Origin of the sequence: Pseudomonas sp. TWP3-1 (assembly GCF_049896625.1) — a bacterium.
Taxonomy (GTDB): domain Bacteria; phylum Pseudomonadota; class Gammaproteobacteria; order Pseudomonadales; family Pseudomonadaceae; genus Aquipseudomonas.
In genome coordinates this window covers 137,911-153,413 of the sequence record NZ_JAFCUQ010000013.1, presented here as the reverse complement: position 1 = coordinate 153,413, position 15,503 = coordinate 137,911, and the positions used below count along the sequence as shown (strand labels likewise).

The 15,503-nt window shown below is 59.9% G+C and carries 18 protein-coding genes; 6 read left to right on the top strand and 12 right to left on the bottom strand.

Features of this window, described 5'->3' with window-relative positions:
- Positions 1–52: 52 nt before the first annotated feature.
- From fos to ACP7BN_RS18650, 4 genes are read right to left on the bottom strand one after another with little or no spacing between them, the layout of a single operon-like run.
- A complete protein-coding gene (fos, locus tag ACP7BN_RS18665) occupies positions 53–469 on the bottom strand; it encodes a fosfomycin resistance glutathione transferase (protein ID WP_426205586.1) in 417 nt (138 codons plus the stop codon).
- Positions 470–473: 4 nt separating this feature from the next.
- Positions 474–1,193, bottom strand: a complete 720-nt coding sequence (locus ACP7BN_RS18660) for a hypothetical protein (RefSeq protein WP_426205585.1) — start codon at positions 1,191–1,193, stop codon at positions 474–476.
- Between the two features lie 39 nt (positions 1,194–1,232).
- Positions 1,233–1,964, bottom strand: a complete 732-nt coding sequence (locus tag ACP7BN_RS18655) for a hypothetical protein (RefSeq protein ID WP_426205584.1) — start codon at positions 1,962–1,964, stop codon at positions 1,233–1,235.
- A gap of 19 nt (positions 1,965–1,983) precedes the next feature.
- On the bottom strand, positions 1,984–2,895 hold the full coding sequence (locus ACP7BN_RS18650) for a LysR family transcriptional regulator (protein WP_426205583.1): 912 nt from the start codon (positions 2,893–2,895) through the stop codon (positions 1,984–1,986).
- Between the two features lie 78 nt (positions 2,896–2,973).
- Here ACP7BN_RS18650 and ACP7BN_RS18645 point away from each other — a divergent pair, with 78 nt between their 5' ends.
- The 3 genes from ACP7BN_RS18645 (at position 2,974) to ACP7BN_RS18635 (ending at position 6,458) form a co-directional block, all read left to right on the top strand.
- The gene (locus ACP7BN_RS18645) at positions 2,974–3,462 is read left to right on the top strand and encodes a DMT family transporter (RefSeq protein WP_420648143.1); all 489 of its coding nucleotides are present in this window, start codon (positions 2,974–2,976) and stop codon (positions 3,460–3,462) included.
- Positions 3,463–4,046: 584 nt separating this feature from the next.
- Positions 4,047–5,276 (top strand): aminotransferase class I/II-fold pyridoxal phosphate-dependent enzyme, encoded by a 1,230-nt coding sequence (locus tag ACP7BN_RS18640; protein WP_426205582.1) that lies wholly within the window; start codon positions 4,047–4,049, stop codon positions 5,274–5,276.
- Positions 5,277–5,291: 15 nt separating this feature from the next.
- On the top strand, positions 5,292–6,458 hold the full coding sequence (locus tag ACP7BN_RS18635) for a multidrug effflux MFS transporter (RefSeq protein WP_426205581.1): 1,167 nt from the start codon (positions 5,292–5,294) through the stop codon (positions 6,456–6,458).
- Here ACP7BN_RS18635 and yiaY read toward each other — a convergent pair.
- A complete protein-coding gene (gene yiaY / locus ACP7BN_RS18630; protein WP_426205580.1) occupies positions 6,455–7,603 on the bottom strand; it encodes an L-threonine dehydrogenase in 1,149 nt (382 codons plus the stop codon). The genes ACP7BN_RS18635 and yiaY overlap by 4 nt on opposite strands.
- Positions 7,604–7,756: 153 nt before the next feature.
- Between yiaY and ACP7BN_RS18625 the strand changes: the two genes are divergently transcribed.
- Positions 7,757–8,776, top strand: a complete 1,020-nt coding sequence (locus ACP7BN_RS18625) for a DUF4917 family protein (RefSeq protein ID WP_426205579.1) — start codon at positions 7,757–7,759, stop codon at positions 8,774–8,776.
- A gap of 57 nt (positions 8,777–8,833) precedes the next feature.
- Here the strand turns inward: ACP7BN_RS18625 and ACP7BN_RS18620 are convergent, their stop codons facing one another.
- Positions 8,834–9,376, bottom strand: a complete 543-nt coding sequence (locus ACP7BN_RS18620; protein ID WP_426205578.1) for a helix-turn-helix domain-containing protein — start codon at positions 9,374–9,376, stop codon at positions 8,834–8,836.
- A gap of 110 nt (positions 9,377–9,486) precedes the next feature.
- Between ACP7BN_RS18620 and ACP7BN_RS18615 the strand changes: the two genes are divergently transcribed.
- A complete protein-coding gene (locus ACP7BN_RS18615) occupies positions 9,487–10,269 on the top strand; it encodes an aldolase (protein ID WP_426205577.1) in 783 nt (260 codons plus the stop codon).
- A 26-nt stretch (positions 10,270–10,295) separates the two neighbouring features.
- Positions 10,296–11,177 carry a dihydrodipicolinate synthase family protein gene (locus ACP7BN_RS18610; RefSeq protein WP_426205576.1) on the top strand — a complete coding sequence of 294 codons (882 nt, stop codon included), beginning with the start codon at positions 10,296–10,298 and terminating at the stop codon, positions 11,175–11,177.
- A gap of 68 nt (positions 11,178–11,245) precedes the next feature.
- On the opposite strand, the gene ACP7BN_RS18605 is transcribed toward ACP7BN_RS18610, so the two are convergent.
- The 6 genes from ACP7BN_RS18605 to ACP7BN_RS18580 form a co-directional block, all read right to left on the bottom strand.
- Positions 11,246–11,590 (bottom strand): YegP family protein, encoded by a 345-nt coding sequence (locus ACP7BN_RS18605; protein ID WP_420648151.1) that lies wholly within the window; start codon positions 11,588–11,590, stop codon positions 11,246–11,248.
- Between the two features lie 79 nt (positions 11,591–11,669).
- A complete protein-coding gene (locus tag ACP7BN_RS18600; RefSeq protein WP_420648152.1) occupies positions 11,670–11,975 on the bottom strand; it encodes a ribbon-helix-helix domain-containing protein in 306 nt (101 codons plus the stop codon).
- 13 nt (positions 11,976–11,988) lie between these two features.
- Positions 11,989–12,570 carry a DJ-1/PfpI family protein gene (locus ACP7BN_RS18595; protein WP_426205575.1) on the bottom strand — a complete coding sequence of 194 codons (582 nt, stop codon included), beginning with the start codon at positions 12,568–12,570 and terminating at the stop codon, positions 11,989–11,991.
- A gap of 126 nt (positions 12,571–12,696) precedes the next feature.
- Positions 12,697–13,923: a class I SAM-dependent methyltransferase gene (locus ACP7BN_RS18590; protein ID WP_426205574.1), complete on the bottom strand. Its 1,227-nt coding sequence runs from the start codon at positions 13,921–13,923 to the stop codon at positions 12,697–12,699.
- A 172-nt stretch (positions 13,924–14,095) separates the two neighbouring features.
- Positions 14,096–14,713, bottom strand: a complete 618-nt coding sequence (locus ACP7BN_RS18585; protein WP_426205573.1) for a TPM domain-containing protein — start codon at positions 14,711–14,713, stop codon at positions 14,096–14,098.
- Positions 14,714–14,743: 30 nt separating this feature from the next.
- Positions 14,744–15,499, bottom strand: coding sequence for a TPM domain-containing protein (locus ACP7BN_RS18580; protein WP_426205572.1), 756 nt, complete (start codon positions 15,497–15,499; stop codon positions 14,744–14,746).
- Positions 15,500–15,503 lie beyond the last annotated feature (4 nt).

Below are 15,503 nucleotides of genomic sequence, written 5' to 3'. Positions count from 1 at the left end.
TGCAAGCGCCAGAAAACGTGGCGGCCAGTCTATATCAGCGATTGGCGGTTGATCACGACTCGTCGAAGAAACGCATGCCCGCGTAAGGCTTTTGCCGACACGCGGCCAGACGCGAGGCCAAGTCACCGACATGCGCTTCGAGCTTGTGCCCGTCCGGGTCGAGGAAGTAGAACGACGCACCTTCGCTGCGGTTGTCACGCCATTCGCGTACGTTCGCGGCACGTAGCTGCTGCACGAACAGCGGGAAATCCGCTGCGCCGAGGCTGAAGGCGTAATGGGTGTAGTCGGAGGCGGGTTCTGAATTGCGCTTCGGATCGAGGGACAGGCACAACCACAGACCCGGGAGCGACAGATAAGCGCCGGCGTCCCACGTAGCTTCAACCCGCAGATGCAGCACGTCGCGGTAGAACGCGAGGCTGCGGTTCAGATCGGTGACGGCGAGGGTCAAGTGGTTGAGGCCGGTGAGCATCGGATCAGTAACCTCGCAAGTCTTCGGGGATGAGGTATTGAGTACCGTCGTAGCTGAGGGTGGTTTGGGTTTTCTTCAGGTCGGTGGTTTTCGAGAGGCATTCTTTGCCGGATTTGTACGAGGTCATCACCACGCCGCTGGAGCTGACAATCAGATCGGAAAATCCATTGTGGCTCAAAGGACCTATTTCGACGGTTCTGCGAATTCGTGTGTCCTGCGTTTCACACTCACTTGACCCCTCGCCGAAGTCTTTGCGGATGACCAGGCCCTCAAGCACCGGACGCAGTTTAGTTCCTTCGCGTACATACAATGCCAGATCGGTTTTCGCGTAGGGATTGGCGCGTGACATCTGGTCGGCAAACTTCGAGCGCAAACCGAATGCACGAACGTTCGGTGCCAGTCTGTAGCGTGCGGTGTCGATTACCAGATCAACGAAACGGATGGCATCGGAGTTGTACGCGCCTGGTTTGACGAACGTGGCAAGCGGCTTGGCGTTGGAAGCGTTGAGCAGCGACAGGTCGAGATCAAACACCCCGTCATGCCCGTCGTCGGAATCCGTCAAGAACGTGGACTTTGCCGAGATCGCCTGATCCGGAAACGCCGGCCAGACTTTGCAGCGTGAAAGCGATTGGCCGTTGAACTTCTTTACCTCGCAGGCGGCTTGGGCCTGGGTGGTGATGGCGAGAAAGCTGAGGGCGATTAAGAGTCTGGTTGAGGTGAGCATTGTTCTTCCTTGATAAAAGTTGTGTTTGACGGCTGCCTGTTAAGTGCCTTTGAAGCCCTGAGGCAAAACATACGACTTGCCGTCATAGCGAAGTGTGGTGAACACGGGTTTTTCAGGCGTGCTCCTCAACTCGCAAGTGTCCGGCGGCCCTTCACCGACGAGGCCCGTCACAACCGATTTGATGATCAGATCTGCGTAACCATGGGAACTGGTTTTGCCGATTTCGAGGGTGCGCTCCATATAAGCGCGCTCTCCTGCACAACCGCCATCCCACTCGCCGCTGTAGTTGTACGTCACCAGCCGATCCAGTACCGGGCGCAATTTATCGCCCTCTTTGACGTAGAGCGACAGCCAGACTTCATCCAATGGATTGACGCGGGATGAGCCTTTGAACCTGACCCGGACACCAAACGCCCGAAGCTCGGGTGTAAGTTTGTAGCGAGCGGTATCGAACTCCACGCTGTCGAGCGCGATAGCATCAGACACGAAGGCAGTAGGCTGGTGATAGGTCGCGAGTGGTTTCGAGTCCTCCGACAACACGGATAAAGAGAGATCGTAACTACCGACGTCACCCGTTTTGCCATACACCGGATCCGGCTCAAACTTCGATACAGCATTGAGCGTCATACCCGGATAGGCCGGCCAATCCTTGCAAACCGAGAAATCCCGCTCACTTGCCAGCGGCGCAGGCGTGCAATCAGCAAACACCTCCCCCGCCATCAACCAAGCACAAAGCAGCACACACCCAACTACCGCAGACTTCACTGTCACATCCCGCTCCTCATCTATTTCAGCCGCGCACTATCCCCTCCTCAATCCGCTGATTCAACCAGTTCAACGCCTGATCCCCACCCCGGCGCTTGTGCCACGCCAGTACGAACGTGAACGGCGCGATCTCGAACGGAGGCGGCACGACGATCAGCGACTCTCTATCTATGTCATTCAACGCACGCGAAGCCACCGTGAGAATCAGATCGGTGCCACTGATGAACTGCGGCGCGACGCTCCAGTGCGGCAGGCTGATGGCCACGCGGCGGCGTTCACGCAACGCGGTCAGCGCGCGTTCGATTTCCGGCGTGCCACTGCCGCGCATTTCCAGCAGAACATGCGGGCGTGACAAGTAGGTCGGCAGGTCGAGTTGGCCATCGGCCGGCAAACTCTGACGATCCAGCAAACACACGTAGTGCTCCTCGAACAACGGCGTGCTACGCAGTTCATTGGGCAGTTCGGGAAACACCCCGGCGGCCAGATCAATATCGCCAGTGAGCACACCATCAAGCATGCCTTCGCGACTGGCATGGCTGATTTGCAGATCGATGCCCGGCGCTTCGCGACGCAAAGTGCGGATCAGCCCCGGCAAAATAATCGCCGCGCCGTAATCCGACATCGCCACACGAAAGGTCCGACGCGCACTGGCCGGATCAAAGCTGTTTGGCACCAACAGCGATTGCACCTGAGCCAAGGCCTCAGCCAACGGCGCGACCAACTCCAGCGCTCGCGCCGTCGGTGCCAACGTTGCGCCGGCGCGCACCAGCAACGGATCACCAAGCAAATCCCGCAACCGCGCCAAGGCATGACTGACCGCCGGTTGACTCAGGTGCAGACGCTCGGCGGCGCGGGTCACGTGTTGCTCGCTGAGCAAAGCGTCGAGGATCACTAACAGGTTGAGATCGATACGCCGCAGATCATTCATCTGATGCATGTTCCGGATGACAAAACGGAATTTAAATCTGCGCGACGAATACCTTAGAGTCCAGCAAAACCTTGCTGGAGAACCATCATGAGTACGTTGCATTGGGCCGGTCTGTTGCTGTTGGCCGCATTCGCCGGGGCGGTGGTGCCATTCCAAAGCGCAATCAACACCAATCTGGCGCGCGGATTGGGACATCCGTTATGGGCAACGCTGGCCTCGCTGCTGGTCAGCGTGCTGGTGCTGTTGCCGGTAATCATCGCCCTGCGCTTGCCATTGCCCTCACTGACTTTCATCAGCAAAGCGCCAATCTGGATGTGGGCCGGTGGCGCATTCGGTGTGTGTTTCGTGGCGCTGGCGGTGATGCTCTTGCCCAAGCTCGGCGCATCAGGATTCGTCGCACTGGCACTGGCCGGACAAGTGATTGCATCGATGATGCTGGATCACTTCGGACTGTTTGGATTGGCGGAAAAACACCTGACCTTGCCACGCATATCCGGAGCACTGTTGCTGATTGCCGGAGTGGTGTTGATTCAGTTCGGCGGGGCGTTAGAGAAGAGCGTGGCAGCAGCAGGTTGACGCAAAACGTCAGAACGGCGGCGACTGAACCACCGCCATCGCCGGTAGGCCAGCTCCCACAGTTTCATATCCACCCGAGAACCGCACTTCGCCTCTCACCACTCAACACAATGAGCGTTAGCTCGAGTACCGCTCTTGATCTCGAGCGCCCGTCGGCAGGCTGAGTGGAGGGATTGATCCGGGGTGGGAGCGAAGCGACGTTTGGCGCAGCCAAACACATCGAGAGGAGGTGCAGCGCAGCAAACCGGAGGCGATGCCCCCGGATCAATCCCGGAGCGAAGGAACCCGAGCCACAGCGAGGGCCGAACGTCAGGGTAAAGCCTTTTTGGTTACTTTTTCGGCGTCTGGAAAAAGTGACCCGCCGTAAGGGCGGAACCCTAACCAGAAGCACCCGCAGCAACGGATATACACCTAACCACCAATCCCCTACACCCCTAACCCCACCGCCCTACAAACAAAACTCCAACACCGCTCAGCCCTATCAGACATAGCCGATTCAAGCGGTACAGCCCTGTCTGTAAAGTCTCGCAACACACACAAATTGCAACACCCCCAAGGATCGCCAAGCTCAAGGAGAGCCCCCGTTGAATCACCAGCCCAACACCCCCAACCTCTTCACCAACTACCGCAAAGTCATCGCCCGCGCCGACCACGATTGGGAAACCGCTGAAAGCGGAAAAATCGCCGCCCTCAACGTCGAAATCAAAGGCCCCAACCACCTGCAAGACCAACACGGCCGCCACTTCCACCACTTCTGCACCACCTCCTACCTGGGCCTTGATCATCACCCCGCCCTGCTCGAAGGCGCCATCGCAGCCCTGCGCGAAACCGGCACCCTGCGCGTCGCCAACTCGAAGAACCGCTGCAAACTGGCAATCCTCGACCAATACGAAAACGAACTCTCGGAACTGTTTGGCGCCGTGTGCCTGAGCACCTTGTCATGCAGCGCCGCCAGCGCAGGAATTCTGCCGCTGCTGGCCAGCGGCGTGTTCACCCAAAACCGTCCGCCCGTGATGGTCTTCGATCGCCTCGCGCACTACTCGATGAATCACCTCAAAGCCAACTGCGCCGACGAAACTCAAGTCTTGACCGGCCCACACAACGACATGGATTTTCTCGAAAGCGTGTGCCAGCGCCACACCAGCGTCGCGTACATCGCCGGCGGTGCCTACAGCATGGGTGGCGTGGCCAATCTGGACAGCCTGCTGTATCTCAAGGAACGCTACGGCTTGTTCCTCTACCTGGACGATTCCCACGCGCTGTCCGCCGTCGGTAGCAACGGCGCCGGCCTGGTGCGCCCGAGAATCAGTGCGCTGGAGGACGATTGTCTGATCGTCGCCTCGCTGGCCAAATCCTTCGGCGCCAGCGGTGGTCTGGTGATGCTCGGCAACCAGCGGCAGAAGACGCTGATCCAGCGTTACGGCGGGCCGAGCAACTGGTCGCAAAGCCTCAACTGCGCGGCCATCGGTGCCGGACGCGCGTCGATTCGATTGCACCGCAGCGCAGAATTTCGCGTTCTGCAGGGCCAGCTTCAGGCTAATATCCGCCTGTTCGACAGCCTGATCGGCACCGAACAGCACAGCAGCCCCATGGCCATTCGCCTGATCAATTGTGGCAAAGCCGCGCTGGCCAACCGTATTGCCATGGAACTGGCCGATCAAGGTTTCTTCACCAGCGCGGTATTCTTTCCGGTGGTCGCTCAAGGCAAAGCCGCAATCCGCATTACTCTGCGCGCCGATATGCCGCCGGCTTTGATCCAGCATTTCTGCGAGCTGATCACCGAACTTTTATTGACCCACAGTCGCAATCACTAACGCCACGGACGACGCATGAACCCCAGCCTGATCCTGCTCATCACCTGCTGCACCGTATTCCTCGCCCAACTGGGCATGAGCATCTATTTGCCCGCATTGCCGCAGATCGCCGGATATTTGCAGGTCGATGCCTCGCAGGTCGCCTGGGGGTTGGCGCTGTACCTGATCGGCATGGCGTTGCCGATGCTGTTCTGGGGCAGCCTCGCCCAGCGCATCGGGCGCAAACCGGTGTTGCTGGCGGCACTCGGAATTTATGGGCTGGCGAATCTGGCGTTGCCACTGGGCGCGACGCTGGAGTCGTTCTTGTTGCTGCGATTTGTTCAGGGGATCGGCGCCAGCGGTATTTCGGTGATGGCGCGGGTGTTGATTCGCGACAGTTTCAAGGGCGATCTGCTGGCCAAGGCACTGTCGTGGATTTCGATTTCGTTCGTGGTGGCGCTGGGGATTGGTCAGTACGTCGGCTCGATCATTCAGGTGACTCTGGGCTGGCAGGCGATTTTTTATCTGCTCGGCGCCGTCAGCCTGATGATGGCCGGGATTGTCTCGCGCTTGAGCTTTCCCGTGCTCGCAGAAACACCCTCAACGGTTTCACCATGGACGGTCTATCGGCAGATTCTGAGCCATCGCGCGTTCCTCCTGCCGGCACTCGCGGGCGGTCTGGGATACGGCGTGATCATCGCCTTCAACACTGCGGCGCCGTTGATTCTGCAAGGTCCGTTGAATTGGTCAGCGGCCGATTACGGACTGCTCGGATGGCCAATCAGCGCGGCGTATTTTCTTGGCGCAGTGGCGGTCAATCGCTTCGTGCTGCGCACCGGTCAACAACGCTTGATGGCCTTGGGCGTGGGCCTGGTGCTGGCCGGCAGTGGCGTGATGTTGCTCGGCAGTCTGGCGGCGAGTTCGCTTGCCTGGCTGCTGTGGTTGCCCTACTGCGTGGCGGTGTTCGGCCAGTCGCTGAACTACCCGATCAGCCTGTCCTGCGCCAACGACGGCGCGCCGATTGCCGGTGCCTACGCCATGGCACTGAGCGGCTTCATTCACCAATTGCTCGCGGCAGTGATCGGCGGACTGGCCAGCCTGATGGCCGGCCCGCACGCGTGGCCATTGTCGTTGTTGTGCTGCGTATTGGCACTCGGCGCGGTGCTTTGCGTGCGGTTCGCGCCGAAGCGTCCACGCGCTTAAAACGCGCTGCGGAAGATCTCTTCGATCTGCCGCTGATCCGCCGCGCGTGGGTTGGTCAACCCGCAGGCGTCTTTCAGTGCATTGGCGGCCAGTATCGGGATGTCGGTGCATTTTGCGCCGAGGTCGCGCAAACCGCTGGGAATCTCCACGTCCTTGGCCAGACAACGGATCGCCGTAATGGCCGCTTGCGCGCCCTCCTCTGCGCTGAAACCGCGAATGTCCGCCCCCATCGCGTGCGCGACATCGGTCAGCCGATCCGCGCAAACCAACGCGTTGAACGCCTGCACATGCGGCAGCAGCACCGCGTTGCACACGCCATGCGGCAGATCGTAGAAACCGCCCAACTGATGCGCCATCGCGTGCACATATCCCAGCGACGCGTTGTTGAAGGCCATGCCGGCGAGAAACTGCGCATACGCCATGTTCTCGCGGGCGGCCAGATCGCTGCCGTCGCGCACCGCCAGACGCAGGTTGTTGCTGATCAGGGTCATGGCCTTCAGCGCGCAGGCGTCGGTGATCGGGTTGGCAGCGGTCGAGACGTAGGCTTCGATGGCGTGGGTCAGAGCGTCCATGCCAGTGGCGGCGGTCAGGCTTTTCGGCATCGCTACCATCAGCGCCGGGTCGTTGACCGACAGCAGCGGCGTGACGTTGCGGTCAACGATGGCCATTTTCACGTGGCGCGATTCGTCGGTGATGATGCAGAAACGGGTCATCTCGCTGGCGGTGCCGGCAGTGGTGTTGATGGCGATCAGCGGCAGTTGCGGCTTGCTCGATTGATCGACGCCCTCATAGTCGCGGATCTGCCCGCCGTTGGTCGCGCACAATGCGATGCCTTTGGCGCAATCGTGCGGTGAACCACCGCCCAGCGACACCACGAAATCACACTGAGTTTCCTTGAGCAGGCCCAGCCCGGATTCGACGTTGGCGATGCTCGGATTCGGTTTGGCGCCGTCGAAGATCACCGAGTCGATGTCCTGCATTGCCAGTTTCTCGGCAATCATCGAAGCCACGCCAGCCTTGGCCAGACCGACGTCGGTGACAATCAACGCCTTGCGAAAACCGTAGTTGCGGATCGCGACCATGGCTTCGTCGAGGCAGCCGTTGCCCATGATGTTCACCGCCGGAATGAAAAAGGTACTGCTCATGCGCGTCTCCTGACTGAGGCCGAATCGACACCTGCTATCCGGCGGATACGCACAGCATCGACCGATCGGTCACCGGCGATGTTGATCTGGCTCAATGCCGGCTCGTGATAAAGTCGCCGTCCATCTGCCCTTCGTTTTGAGACCTGCCCTGCAATGACCGATTTTCTCGATGTCGACGCCACGCTCGAAGACTGGAGCGCCGTGCGCGCCAGCACAGACTTGCGCGGTCTGCTGATGGGCAATGGCGCCAGCCGCGCGCTGTGGGACGATTTCGGCTATGACTCGCTGTTCGAAAACGCGCGCACGCTGCCGGACAAGCCGCTGAGCCAGTCGGAGCTGAGCGTGTTCGAGGCGATGCAGACGCGCAGTTTCGAGCAGGTGCTCGGCGCGCTGAAAACCACCAGCCGCGTGAACAAGGCGCTGGCCGTGAGTTCGGCGGCGCCGCGCAATCGCTACTACGCGATCAAGGAAGCGCTGATCAACAGCGTGCACGACGTGCACCTGCCGTGGCGACTGGTCAAGGCCTCGACGCTGGCGACGCTGAATGAGGAACTGGCCAGCTATCGCACCGTGTTCAGCAGCAATTACGACTTGCTCAATTGCTGGGCCGCGCAGCACCAGAGCGATGCCCTCGACGACTTGTTCAACGGCGCCAACGCCAGTTTCGACCTGAGCCAAAGCACCAGCGAAAAACCGCGTCTGCTGTACCTGCACGGCGCTCTGCACCTGGTGCGCAATCAGGACGGCAGCGCACGCAAAATGACCGTCTCCGAAGGCACGCTGCTGGGTAATTTCGCGATCAACAACACGATCAAAACCCTTGATGACGTGCCGCTGTTCGTCAACGAAGGGCCGAGTGCGGACAAGCTCAAAAGCATCCGCAGCTCGGATTATCTGTCGTTCTGCTATGAGCAGTTGTTAGGGCATGGCGACGGATTGTGTATCTTCGGCCATGCGTTGGGCGAGCAGGACAGCCACATCATTCGCGCGTTGCGCCAGGCCAGACCGAAGACCGTGGCGATCTCGATCCATCCACGCAGCACTGCGTTTATTCAGCATCAGAAGCGGCATTACGCGCAGGTGTTTGAGGGCACGGGCGTTGAGCTGCGGTTTTTTGATTCGAAGAGTCATGCGCTGGGCAGTCCGAAACTCAGAGTGCCGTTAGAAAAATAGTTGAATGGCTACTGACGCCATCGCTAGCAGGCTAGCGATGGCATTCGCCCAGTCAACTCAGTCTTCAGCGCTGTGCACGACGACCAGCAACTGCGCCTGCACATCCCCGACTGACCGAATTCGATGCGGCTTCTGCGCATTGAAGTGCAGCGCATCGCCGCGTTCCAGCAGCACGCGCTCGCTCATGAAGTCGACTTCCACCCGGCCTTCGTGGACGAACAGAAACTCCTCGCCCAAGTGTTCCTTGAAGGTTTTGTCGGTGAACTCGCTCGGCGGGTAAATGATGAACGGCAGCAGATTGCGCTCGCTGACCTGATGCGCCAGCACCGCGTAACCTGGGCTGTGCTGATCGGCGCCGAGCGGCTGGCGCTCGTGGCTGCGCACCAGGCTGTAACTGTCGAGGCTGACGTTGCCTTCGGAGAACAACTCCTCGACTTTCACGTTCAGTGCCTTGGCCAGTTTCAACGCGGCGGCAATCGACGGCGTGTTCAAGCCGCGCTCGACTTTTGACAGATAGCTCTTGGTCATGCCGGATTTTTCGGCCAGCACCTCAAGCGTCACGCCAAGTTTTTTTCTTAATAATTTCAAACGGATAGACATGAAAAACGATTAATCCAGCAAAGGAATGACGATTTGTCCTTGCCAATGACACTTTGTGTCATATAGCCTCTTTAGTGTCATTTGCATGAACACACCCGAGGACACCCGATATGGCCAAGACATTAGCACTACCCAAAGAGCAACTGGTCAAGCAAGCCCTGACGCAGATGCAAAATCACCTGGCGGATAATACGTGGACTGACCGGCAAAAGCTGGCCCTGACCTGCCGGATCCTGTTCGAGAGCGGCCATGACTCCGGCCTCGCCGGGCAGATCACCGCGCGTGGCCCGCAGCCCGGCACCTATTACACTCAGCAACTGGGCCTGGGTTTCGATGAGATCACCGCGAGCAATCTACTGCTGGTCAACGAAGACCTGGAAGTGCTCGAAGGTCACGGCATGGCCAACCCGGCCAACCGTTTCCACAGTTGGGTGTACCGTGCCCGACCGGACGTGAACTGCATCATTCACACGCATCCGACCCACGTTGCCGCGCTGTCGATGCTCGAAGTGCCGTTGCAGATTTCGCACATGGATCTGTGCCCGTTGTACGACGATTGCGCGTTTCTCGAAGGCTGGCCGGGGGTGCCGGTGGGCAATGAAGAAGGCGAACTGATTGCCGGTGCGCTGGGCGACAAGCGCGCGATTCTGCTTTCGCACCACGGTCAGCTGTCTTCCGGGGCGACGATTGAAGAAGCCTGTGTCATCGCGCAATTGATCGAGCGCGCAGCCAAACTGCAGTTGCTGGCGATGGCCGCCGGCACGATCAAGCCGATCAGTCCCGAGCTGGGCCGCGAGGCGCATAACTGGGTGTCGAAACCGAAACGCCACGCCGCCGCGTTCAACTACTACGCCCGGCAGAACCTGCGCCAACACGCCGATTGCCTGAACTGAAACTTCATCCTTGCGGAGCACCCAACATGTCCAACATTCACGGCATCATCGGCTACACCATCACCCCGTTCAGCGCCAATGGCGAAGACCTCGACCTGCCGGCACTCGGCCGCTCGATCGACCGACTGATTGACGGTGGCGTGCATGCCATTGCGCCATTGGGCAGCACCGGCGAAGGCGCGTACCTGAGCGATACGGAGTGGGATCAAGTCGCCGAGTTCAGCATCAAGCACGTCGCCAAACGTGTGCCGACCGTGGTCAGCGTCTCCGATCTGACCACCGCCAAAGCGGTCCGCCGCGCACGTTTCGCCGAAGCTCACGGCGCCGACGTGGTGATGGTGCTGCCAGCCTCGTACTGGAAACTCACCGAAGCGGAAATCCTCGCCCACTACCGCGCCATCGGCGAGAGCATCGGCGTGCCGATCATGCTCTACAACAACCCGGCCACCAGCGGCACCGACATGTCGGTTGATCTGATTCTGCGCATCGTCAACGCCGTGGAGAACGTGACCATGGTCAAGGAGAGCACCGGCGACATTCAGCGCATGCACAAGCTGCAACTGCTCGGCGAAGGTCAGGTGCCGTTCTACAACGGCTGCAATCCGCTGGCGCTGGAAGCGTTCGCCGCCGGGGCCAAGGGCTGGTGCACTGCGGCGCCGAACCTGATTCCACAGCTGAATCTGGATCTGTATGCCGCTACGCTGGCGAACGATCTGGGCAAGGCGCGCGAACTGTTCTACCGCCAGTTGCCGCTGCTGGACTTCATCTTGAAAGGAGGCTTGCCAGCGACGATCAAGGCCGGCTTGCGTGATACCGGGCTAGAGGTTGGCGAGCCGCGTTTGCCGGTATTCCCGCTGAGCGAGGCTGGGCGCAATCAACTGCAAGCAATCCTCAAAACCCTGCGCTGATCCCAGGCAACACACAAAACCATGTGGGAGCCAGCCTGCTGGCTCCCACATTTGGATCTTCAGCAGATTCAGAGTACCGGCAAGGTTTTGTCCTTGATCACTTTGCTCGGCCCATTCACCTTGACGCTGGCAATGCCCTTGTCACAAGCGGCATCAGAGGAATACGCCTCACTGCTGCCGATGACTTCATGGTTGCCAGCCTTGAGATTGAAATACGGATGACCGTCCTTGGTGGTTTTCTTCTCGTAGCGTTCATCCAGCGGGCTGTTGGTCTGTACCGAGGCGATGCCTTTGTCGGCGGCGCTGCGGGTGGTGTACAGCTCACTGGTCAGAATGGTTTCGGCATTCGCGGCTTTCAGTACAAACCTGAATTGACCACTGCTGCTTTTGCTCACTTCGTACCATCCGGACATGCTCGTTGCTCCTTGGCGATTGAAGGGATTGGCGCCAGAGAGTAAAGACCAGCGCCGGGCTTCTGTCGCCTGCGCAGCGCTACTTCACCACTGCACGCACCACCGACAACTCCGGCGCAGCCACGCGCCGCTGACTCAGATAGCGCGTGCAGCTCACCCGTAGAAACGAAGCGAAATTCACCACCTCACCGCGATAATCCATCACCTCTTCATACAGCTTGGCCACCAGTTGATTGGTGCTCATGCCGTCGACCTCGGCGATTTCGCTGAGGATGTCCCAGAACTGGTTTTCCAGGCGCACCGTGGTCACCACGCCGCAGATGCGCAGCGAGCGCGAGCGTGATTCGTAAAGAATCGGATCGGCTTTGACGTACAGCTCGCACATGCACGCAACCTCGTTACAGAGTGATTTTGGTGCCCAGCAGACCGAGGAAACCGGCCAGCCAATTCGGATGCGCCGGCCAGGCTGGCGCAGTGGCCAGATTGCCCTGAACGTGGCCTTCGGTCACGGCGATGTCGATGTACGTACCACCCGCCAGTCGCACTTCCGGCGCACAGGCTGGATAAGCGCTGCACTCGCGACCTTCGAGAATGCCCGCGGCTGCCAACAGTTGCGCGCCGTGGCAGACGGCGGCGATTGGCTTGCCGGCCTTGTCGAAGGCTCTTACCAGGTCGAGGACTTTTTCGTTCAGGCGCAGGTATTCCGGCGCACGACCGCCGGGCACCAGCAGTGCGTCGTAATCCTTGGCATCGACTTTGGCAAAGTCGAAGTTCAGCGCAAACAGGTGACCGGGTTTTTCGCTGTAAGTCTGGTCGCCTTCGAAGTCATGGATCGCGGTGCGCACCGTCTGGCCCGCAGCCTTGTCCGGGCACACGGCGTGGACGGTGTGGCCGACCATTTGCAGGGCCTGAAACGGCACCATCACTTCGTAGTCTTCGACGTAGTCGCCAACCAGCATCAGAATTTTTTTCGCGGCCATGGGGAGAACTCCTCTGGAAAATACGCAGGAGTCTTCAAGGTAGTCCGTATCTGACGGGGTGGGTAACAACCGGCTACTACGCCGCTGTCGTCCCGCCCCTTACAGTCCCCGTTTAAACCACATAGGTCAGCTCAGATAACCATCAGCGCGCAGCAAGGTTTCCAGGCAGTGCTCGCTGATGTTGTAAAACGCCTTCAGTTCTTGAATCTTCACCAGCAACTGAGCCGGATCGACCGCCTCGGCGCGTTTCACCGCCAGAATCATCTTGTTTTTGTTGGTGTGATCGAGCGAGATGAACTCGAACACCTTGGTCTCGTAACCGCAGGCCTCAAGGAACAATGCACGCAGACTGTCGGTGACCATTTCCGCTTGCTGGCCCAAGTGCAAACCGTATTGCAGCATCGGCTTGAGCAGCGCCGGGCTCTGGATTTGCAGGCGGATCTGCTTGTGGCAGCACGGCGAGCACATGATGATCGCGGCGCCCGAGCGGATGCCGGTGTGGATCGCGTAGTCGGTCGCGATGTCGCAGGCATGCAGGGCGATCATCACGTCCAGCTCGCTCGGCGCCACACTGCGTACATCGCCGCACTTGAACACTAGACCTGGGTGATCGAGTTTCGCCGCCGCGTTGTTGCACAAGTCGACCATCTCTTCACGCAGCTCGACACCGGTGACTTCGCCTTCAGCCTTGAGCGTATTGCGCAGATAGTCGTGGATGGCGAACGTCAGGTAACCCTTGCCCGACCCGAAATCCGCCACCCGCACCGGTTTATCCAGCGCCAGTGGTGAAGTGGTCAGGGCGTGGCTGAAGACTTCGATGAACTTGTTGATCTGCTTCCACTTGCGCGACATCGCCGGGATCAGCTCGGACTTGGCGTTGGTCACGCCCAGATCCTTGAGGAACGGTCGGTTCAGCTCAAGGAAGCGGTTTTTCTCGCGGTTGTGCTCGGCAGACGGCACCTCGCGCAATTGCTGGGGTTTGCTCATGAACAGCGAAGATTTGCCCTTTTTGCTGTATTCCAGCTGGGCTTCATCGTTCAGCGACAGTAAATGCGCGTTTTTGAATGAGGCTGGCAGCAGAGCAGCAATCGCCGCCACGCCTTCAGTCAGGGGCAGATTCTTGGTGATGTCGCGGGTCTTGTAGCGATACACGAACGACAGGCAAGGCTGGGCTTTGACCGTCACTGGTTTGATGATGATCCGCTGCAACTCCGCTTCGTCGCCGACGTACTTGGCCAGCACCAGTTTGATGAAGCCGCTCTGCTCGAGGCTGGTTTGCAGCAGCTCGATGAACTGGGCGTGGTGATCCGGCGCCGATTGGGTAGACGGGGCGGATTGGGCGGTAACAGACATGGGTGGCCTCGGGGCGGGGCGAATCGGGGATGGCGGGTATTTTAGGGGGGATGGCGGTTTGGGACACGCGCTTATTTACCCAGCGGTTGCTAAAAGCACCCTCACCCCAGCCCTCTCCCGGAGGGAGAGGGCTGGGGTGAGGGGCTACGATCTTGCAGCGAACACAAAATCCTCAGCCCAGCACCACCAACCGATTCGGTAACTCATTCCTCACCTGCGTCACCGGCACATGCACCTTGAGCAACTCGCCACACGCCTCGATGCACGTCACGAAACCCTGCAACGTCTGCCCGCGCCTTACCTGCTCGGTAAACGCCGCGACAATCGCGTCCCAACTCTTGTTGTCCAGCCGTTTGGAAATCCCTTCGTCCACCAGAATCTCCACGTAGCGCTCGGCCTCGCAGACGAAGATCAACATCCCGGTGCTACCCACCGTGTGATGCAGGTTCTGCTCGAGAAACTGCCGTCGCGCCAGGTTCGACGCCCGCCAGTGCCGTACTCGGCGCGGCACCAGATGCGTGGTGATCTTCGGCAGCCTGAACAGCAGGCACAACACGATGAACAGGCCCCATTGCACCAGCAACAGACTGTGCAAGGTCAACCACCCGGTCAGGTAATGCACGATTCCCGGCAGCACCAGCGCCAACAGGCTGGCCCACAGCAGCGGGATGTAGGCGTAGTCGTCGGCGCGCGCCGCCAGCACCGTTACCAGTTCGGCGTCGGTGTCGCGCTCGACCCGGGCGATTGCCTCGGCGACTTTGCGTTGTTCGTGTTCATTCAGTAATGCCATGTCATGCAGTGCCTGTTCTCATTATTGTCATTACCAGCCGCCGGACGAACCACCGCCGCCGAAACTGCCACCGCCGCCGCTGAAGCCTCCACCGCCACCGCCGCCACCTCCGAAGCCGCCCCCGCCAAAACCGCCCCCGCCTCCGGAGCCACCCCGGCCAGCGGGCAGGATACCGAGCATCTGGAAGACAAACACCGCAAGGATGAACAACATCAGCAGGAACACGAACAGCGCAGGATGGCGCGAGATGAAATCGTCCGACGGATCGCCGGTCGATTCATACACCGTCGACGGCTCATCCAGCGGATTGCCACCCAGCACCACGAGCATCGCCGCGACGCCGTCGCTGATGCCCTTGCCGAAGTTGCCGGACTTGAACGCGGGTGTGATGACCTGATGGATGATCACCGAACTCTGCGCATCGGTCAGCCGATCCTCCAGCCCGTAGCCGACTTCGATGCGCAACTTGCGCTCGTCACGGGCGACGATCAGCAGCGCGCCGTTGTTCTTGTCCTTCTGACCAATGCCCCAGTGGCGACCGAGCTGGACGCCGTAGTCCTCGATCGTGGTGCCCTGCAGATCCGGCAGGGTGACCACCACCAATTGCTCCCCGGTCGCCTGTTCGTGAGCCTGTAACTGTTGGCTCAGTTGCGCACGCACCGTCGGCTCGAGCATCTGCGCATCGTCCACCACCCGTCCGCTCAGCGCCGGGAACGTCAACTCGGCCCGGGCGCTGACGGCGAACAGCCACAGCATCAGCACCAGGCCTATCTTCAAAACACGCATGGAC

Excerpts from the sequence above, each read along its gene's own strand:
- ACP7BN_RS18610 (WP_426205576.1), top strand. The coding sequence starts at position 10,296 with ATGTCCAACATTCACGGCATCATCGGCTACACCATCACCCCGTTCAGC.
- ACP7BN_RS18590 (WP_426205574.1), bottom strand. The coding sequence starts at position 13,923 with ATGTCTGTTACCGCCCAATCCGCCCCGTCTACCCAATCGGCGCCGGAT.
- ACP7BN_RS18580 (WP_426205572.1), bottom strand. The coding sequence starts at position 15,499 with ATGCGTGTTTTGAAGATAGGCCTGGTGCTGATGCTGTGGCTGTTCGCC.
- ACP7BN_RS18595 (WP_426205575.1), bottom strand. The coding sequence starts at position 12,570 with ATGGCCGCGAAAAAAATTCTGATGCTGGTTGGCGACTACGTCGAAGAC.
- ACP7BN_RS18650 (WP_426205583.1), bottom strand. The coding sequence starts at position 2,895 with ATGCATCAGATGAATGATCTGCGGCGTATCGATCTCAACCTGTTAGTG.
- ACP7BN_RS18625 (WP_426205579.1), top strand. The coding sequence starts at position 7,757 with ATGACCGATTTTCTCGATGTCGACGCCACGCTCGAAGACTGGAGCGCC.
- ACP7BN_RS18645 (WP_420648143.1), top strand. The coding sequence starts at position 2,974 with ATGAGTACGTTGCATTGGGCCGGTCTGTTGCTGTTGGCCGCATTCGCC.
- ACP7BN_RS18615 (WP_426205577.1), top strand. The coding sequence starts at position 9,487 with ATGGCCAAGACATTAGCACTACCCAAAGAGCAACTGGTCAAGCAAGCC.
- ACP7BN_RS18660 (WP_426205585.1), bottom strand. The coding sequence starts at position 1,193 with ATGCTCACCTCAACCAGACTCTTAATCGCCCTCAGCTTTCTCGCCATC.
- ACP7BN_RS18585 (WP_426205573.1), bottom strand. The coding sequence starts at position 14,713 with ATGGCATTACTGAATGAACACGAACAACGCAAAGTCGCCGAGGCAATC.
- yiaY (WP_426205580.1), bottom strand. The coding sequence starts at position 7,603 with ATGAGCAGTACCTTTTTCATTCCGGCGGTGAACATCATGGGCAACGGC.
- ACP7BN_RS18605 (WP_420648151.1), bottom strand. The coding sequence starts at position 11,590 with ATGTCCGGATGGTACGAAGTGAGCAAAAGCAGCAGTGGTCAATTCAGG.
- fos (WP_426205586.1), bottom strand. The coding sequence starts at position 469 with ATGCTCACCGGCCTCAACCACTTGACCCTCGCCGTCACCGATCTGAAC.
- ACP7BN_RS18635 (WP_426205581.1), top strand. The coding sequence starts at position 5,292 with ATGAACCCCAGCCTGATCCTGCTCATCACCTGCTGCACCGTATTCCTC.
- ACP7BN_RS18620 (WP_426205578.1), bottom strand. The coding sequence starts at position 9,376 with ATGTCTATCCGTTTGAAATTATTAAGAAAAAAACTTGGCGTGACGCTT.
- ACP7BN_RS18600 (WP_420648152.1), bottom strand. The coding sequence starts at position 11,975 with ATGTGCGAGCTGTACGTCAAAGCCGATCCGATTCTTTACGAATCACGC.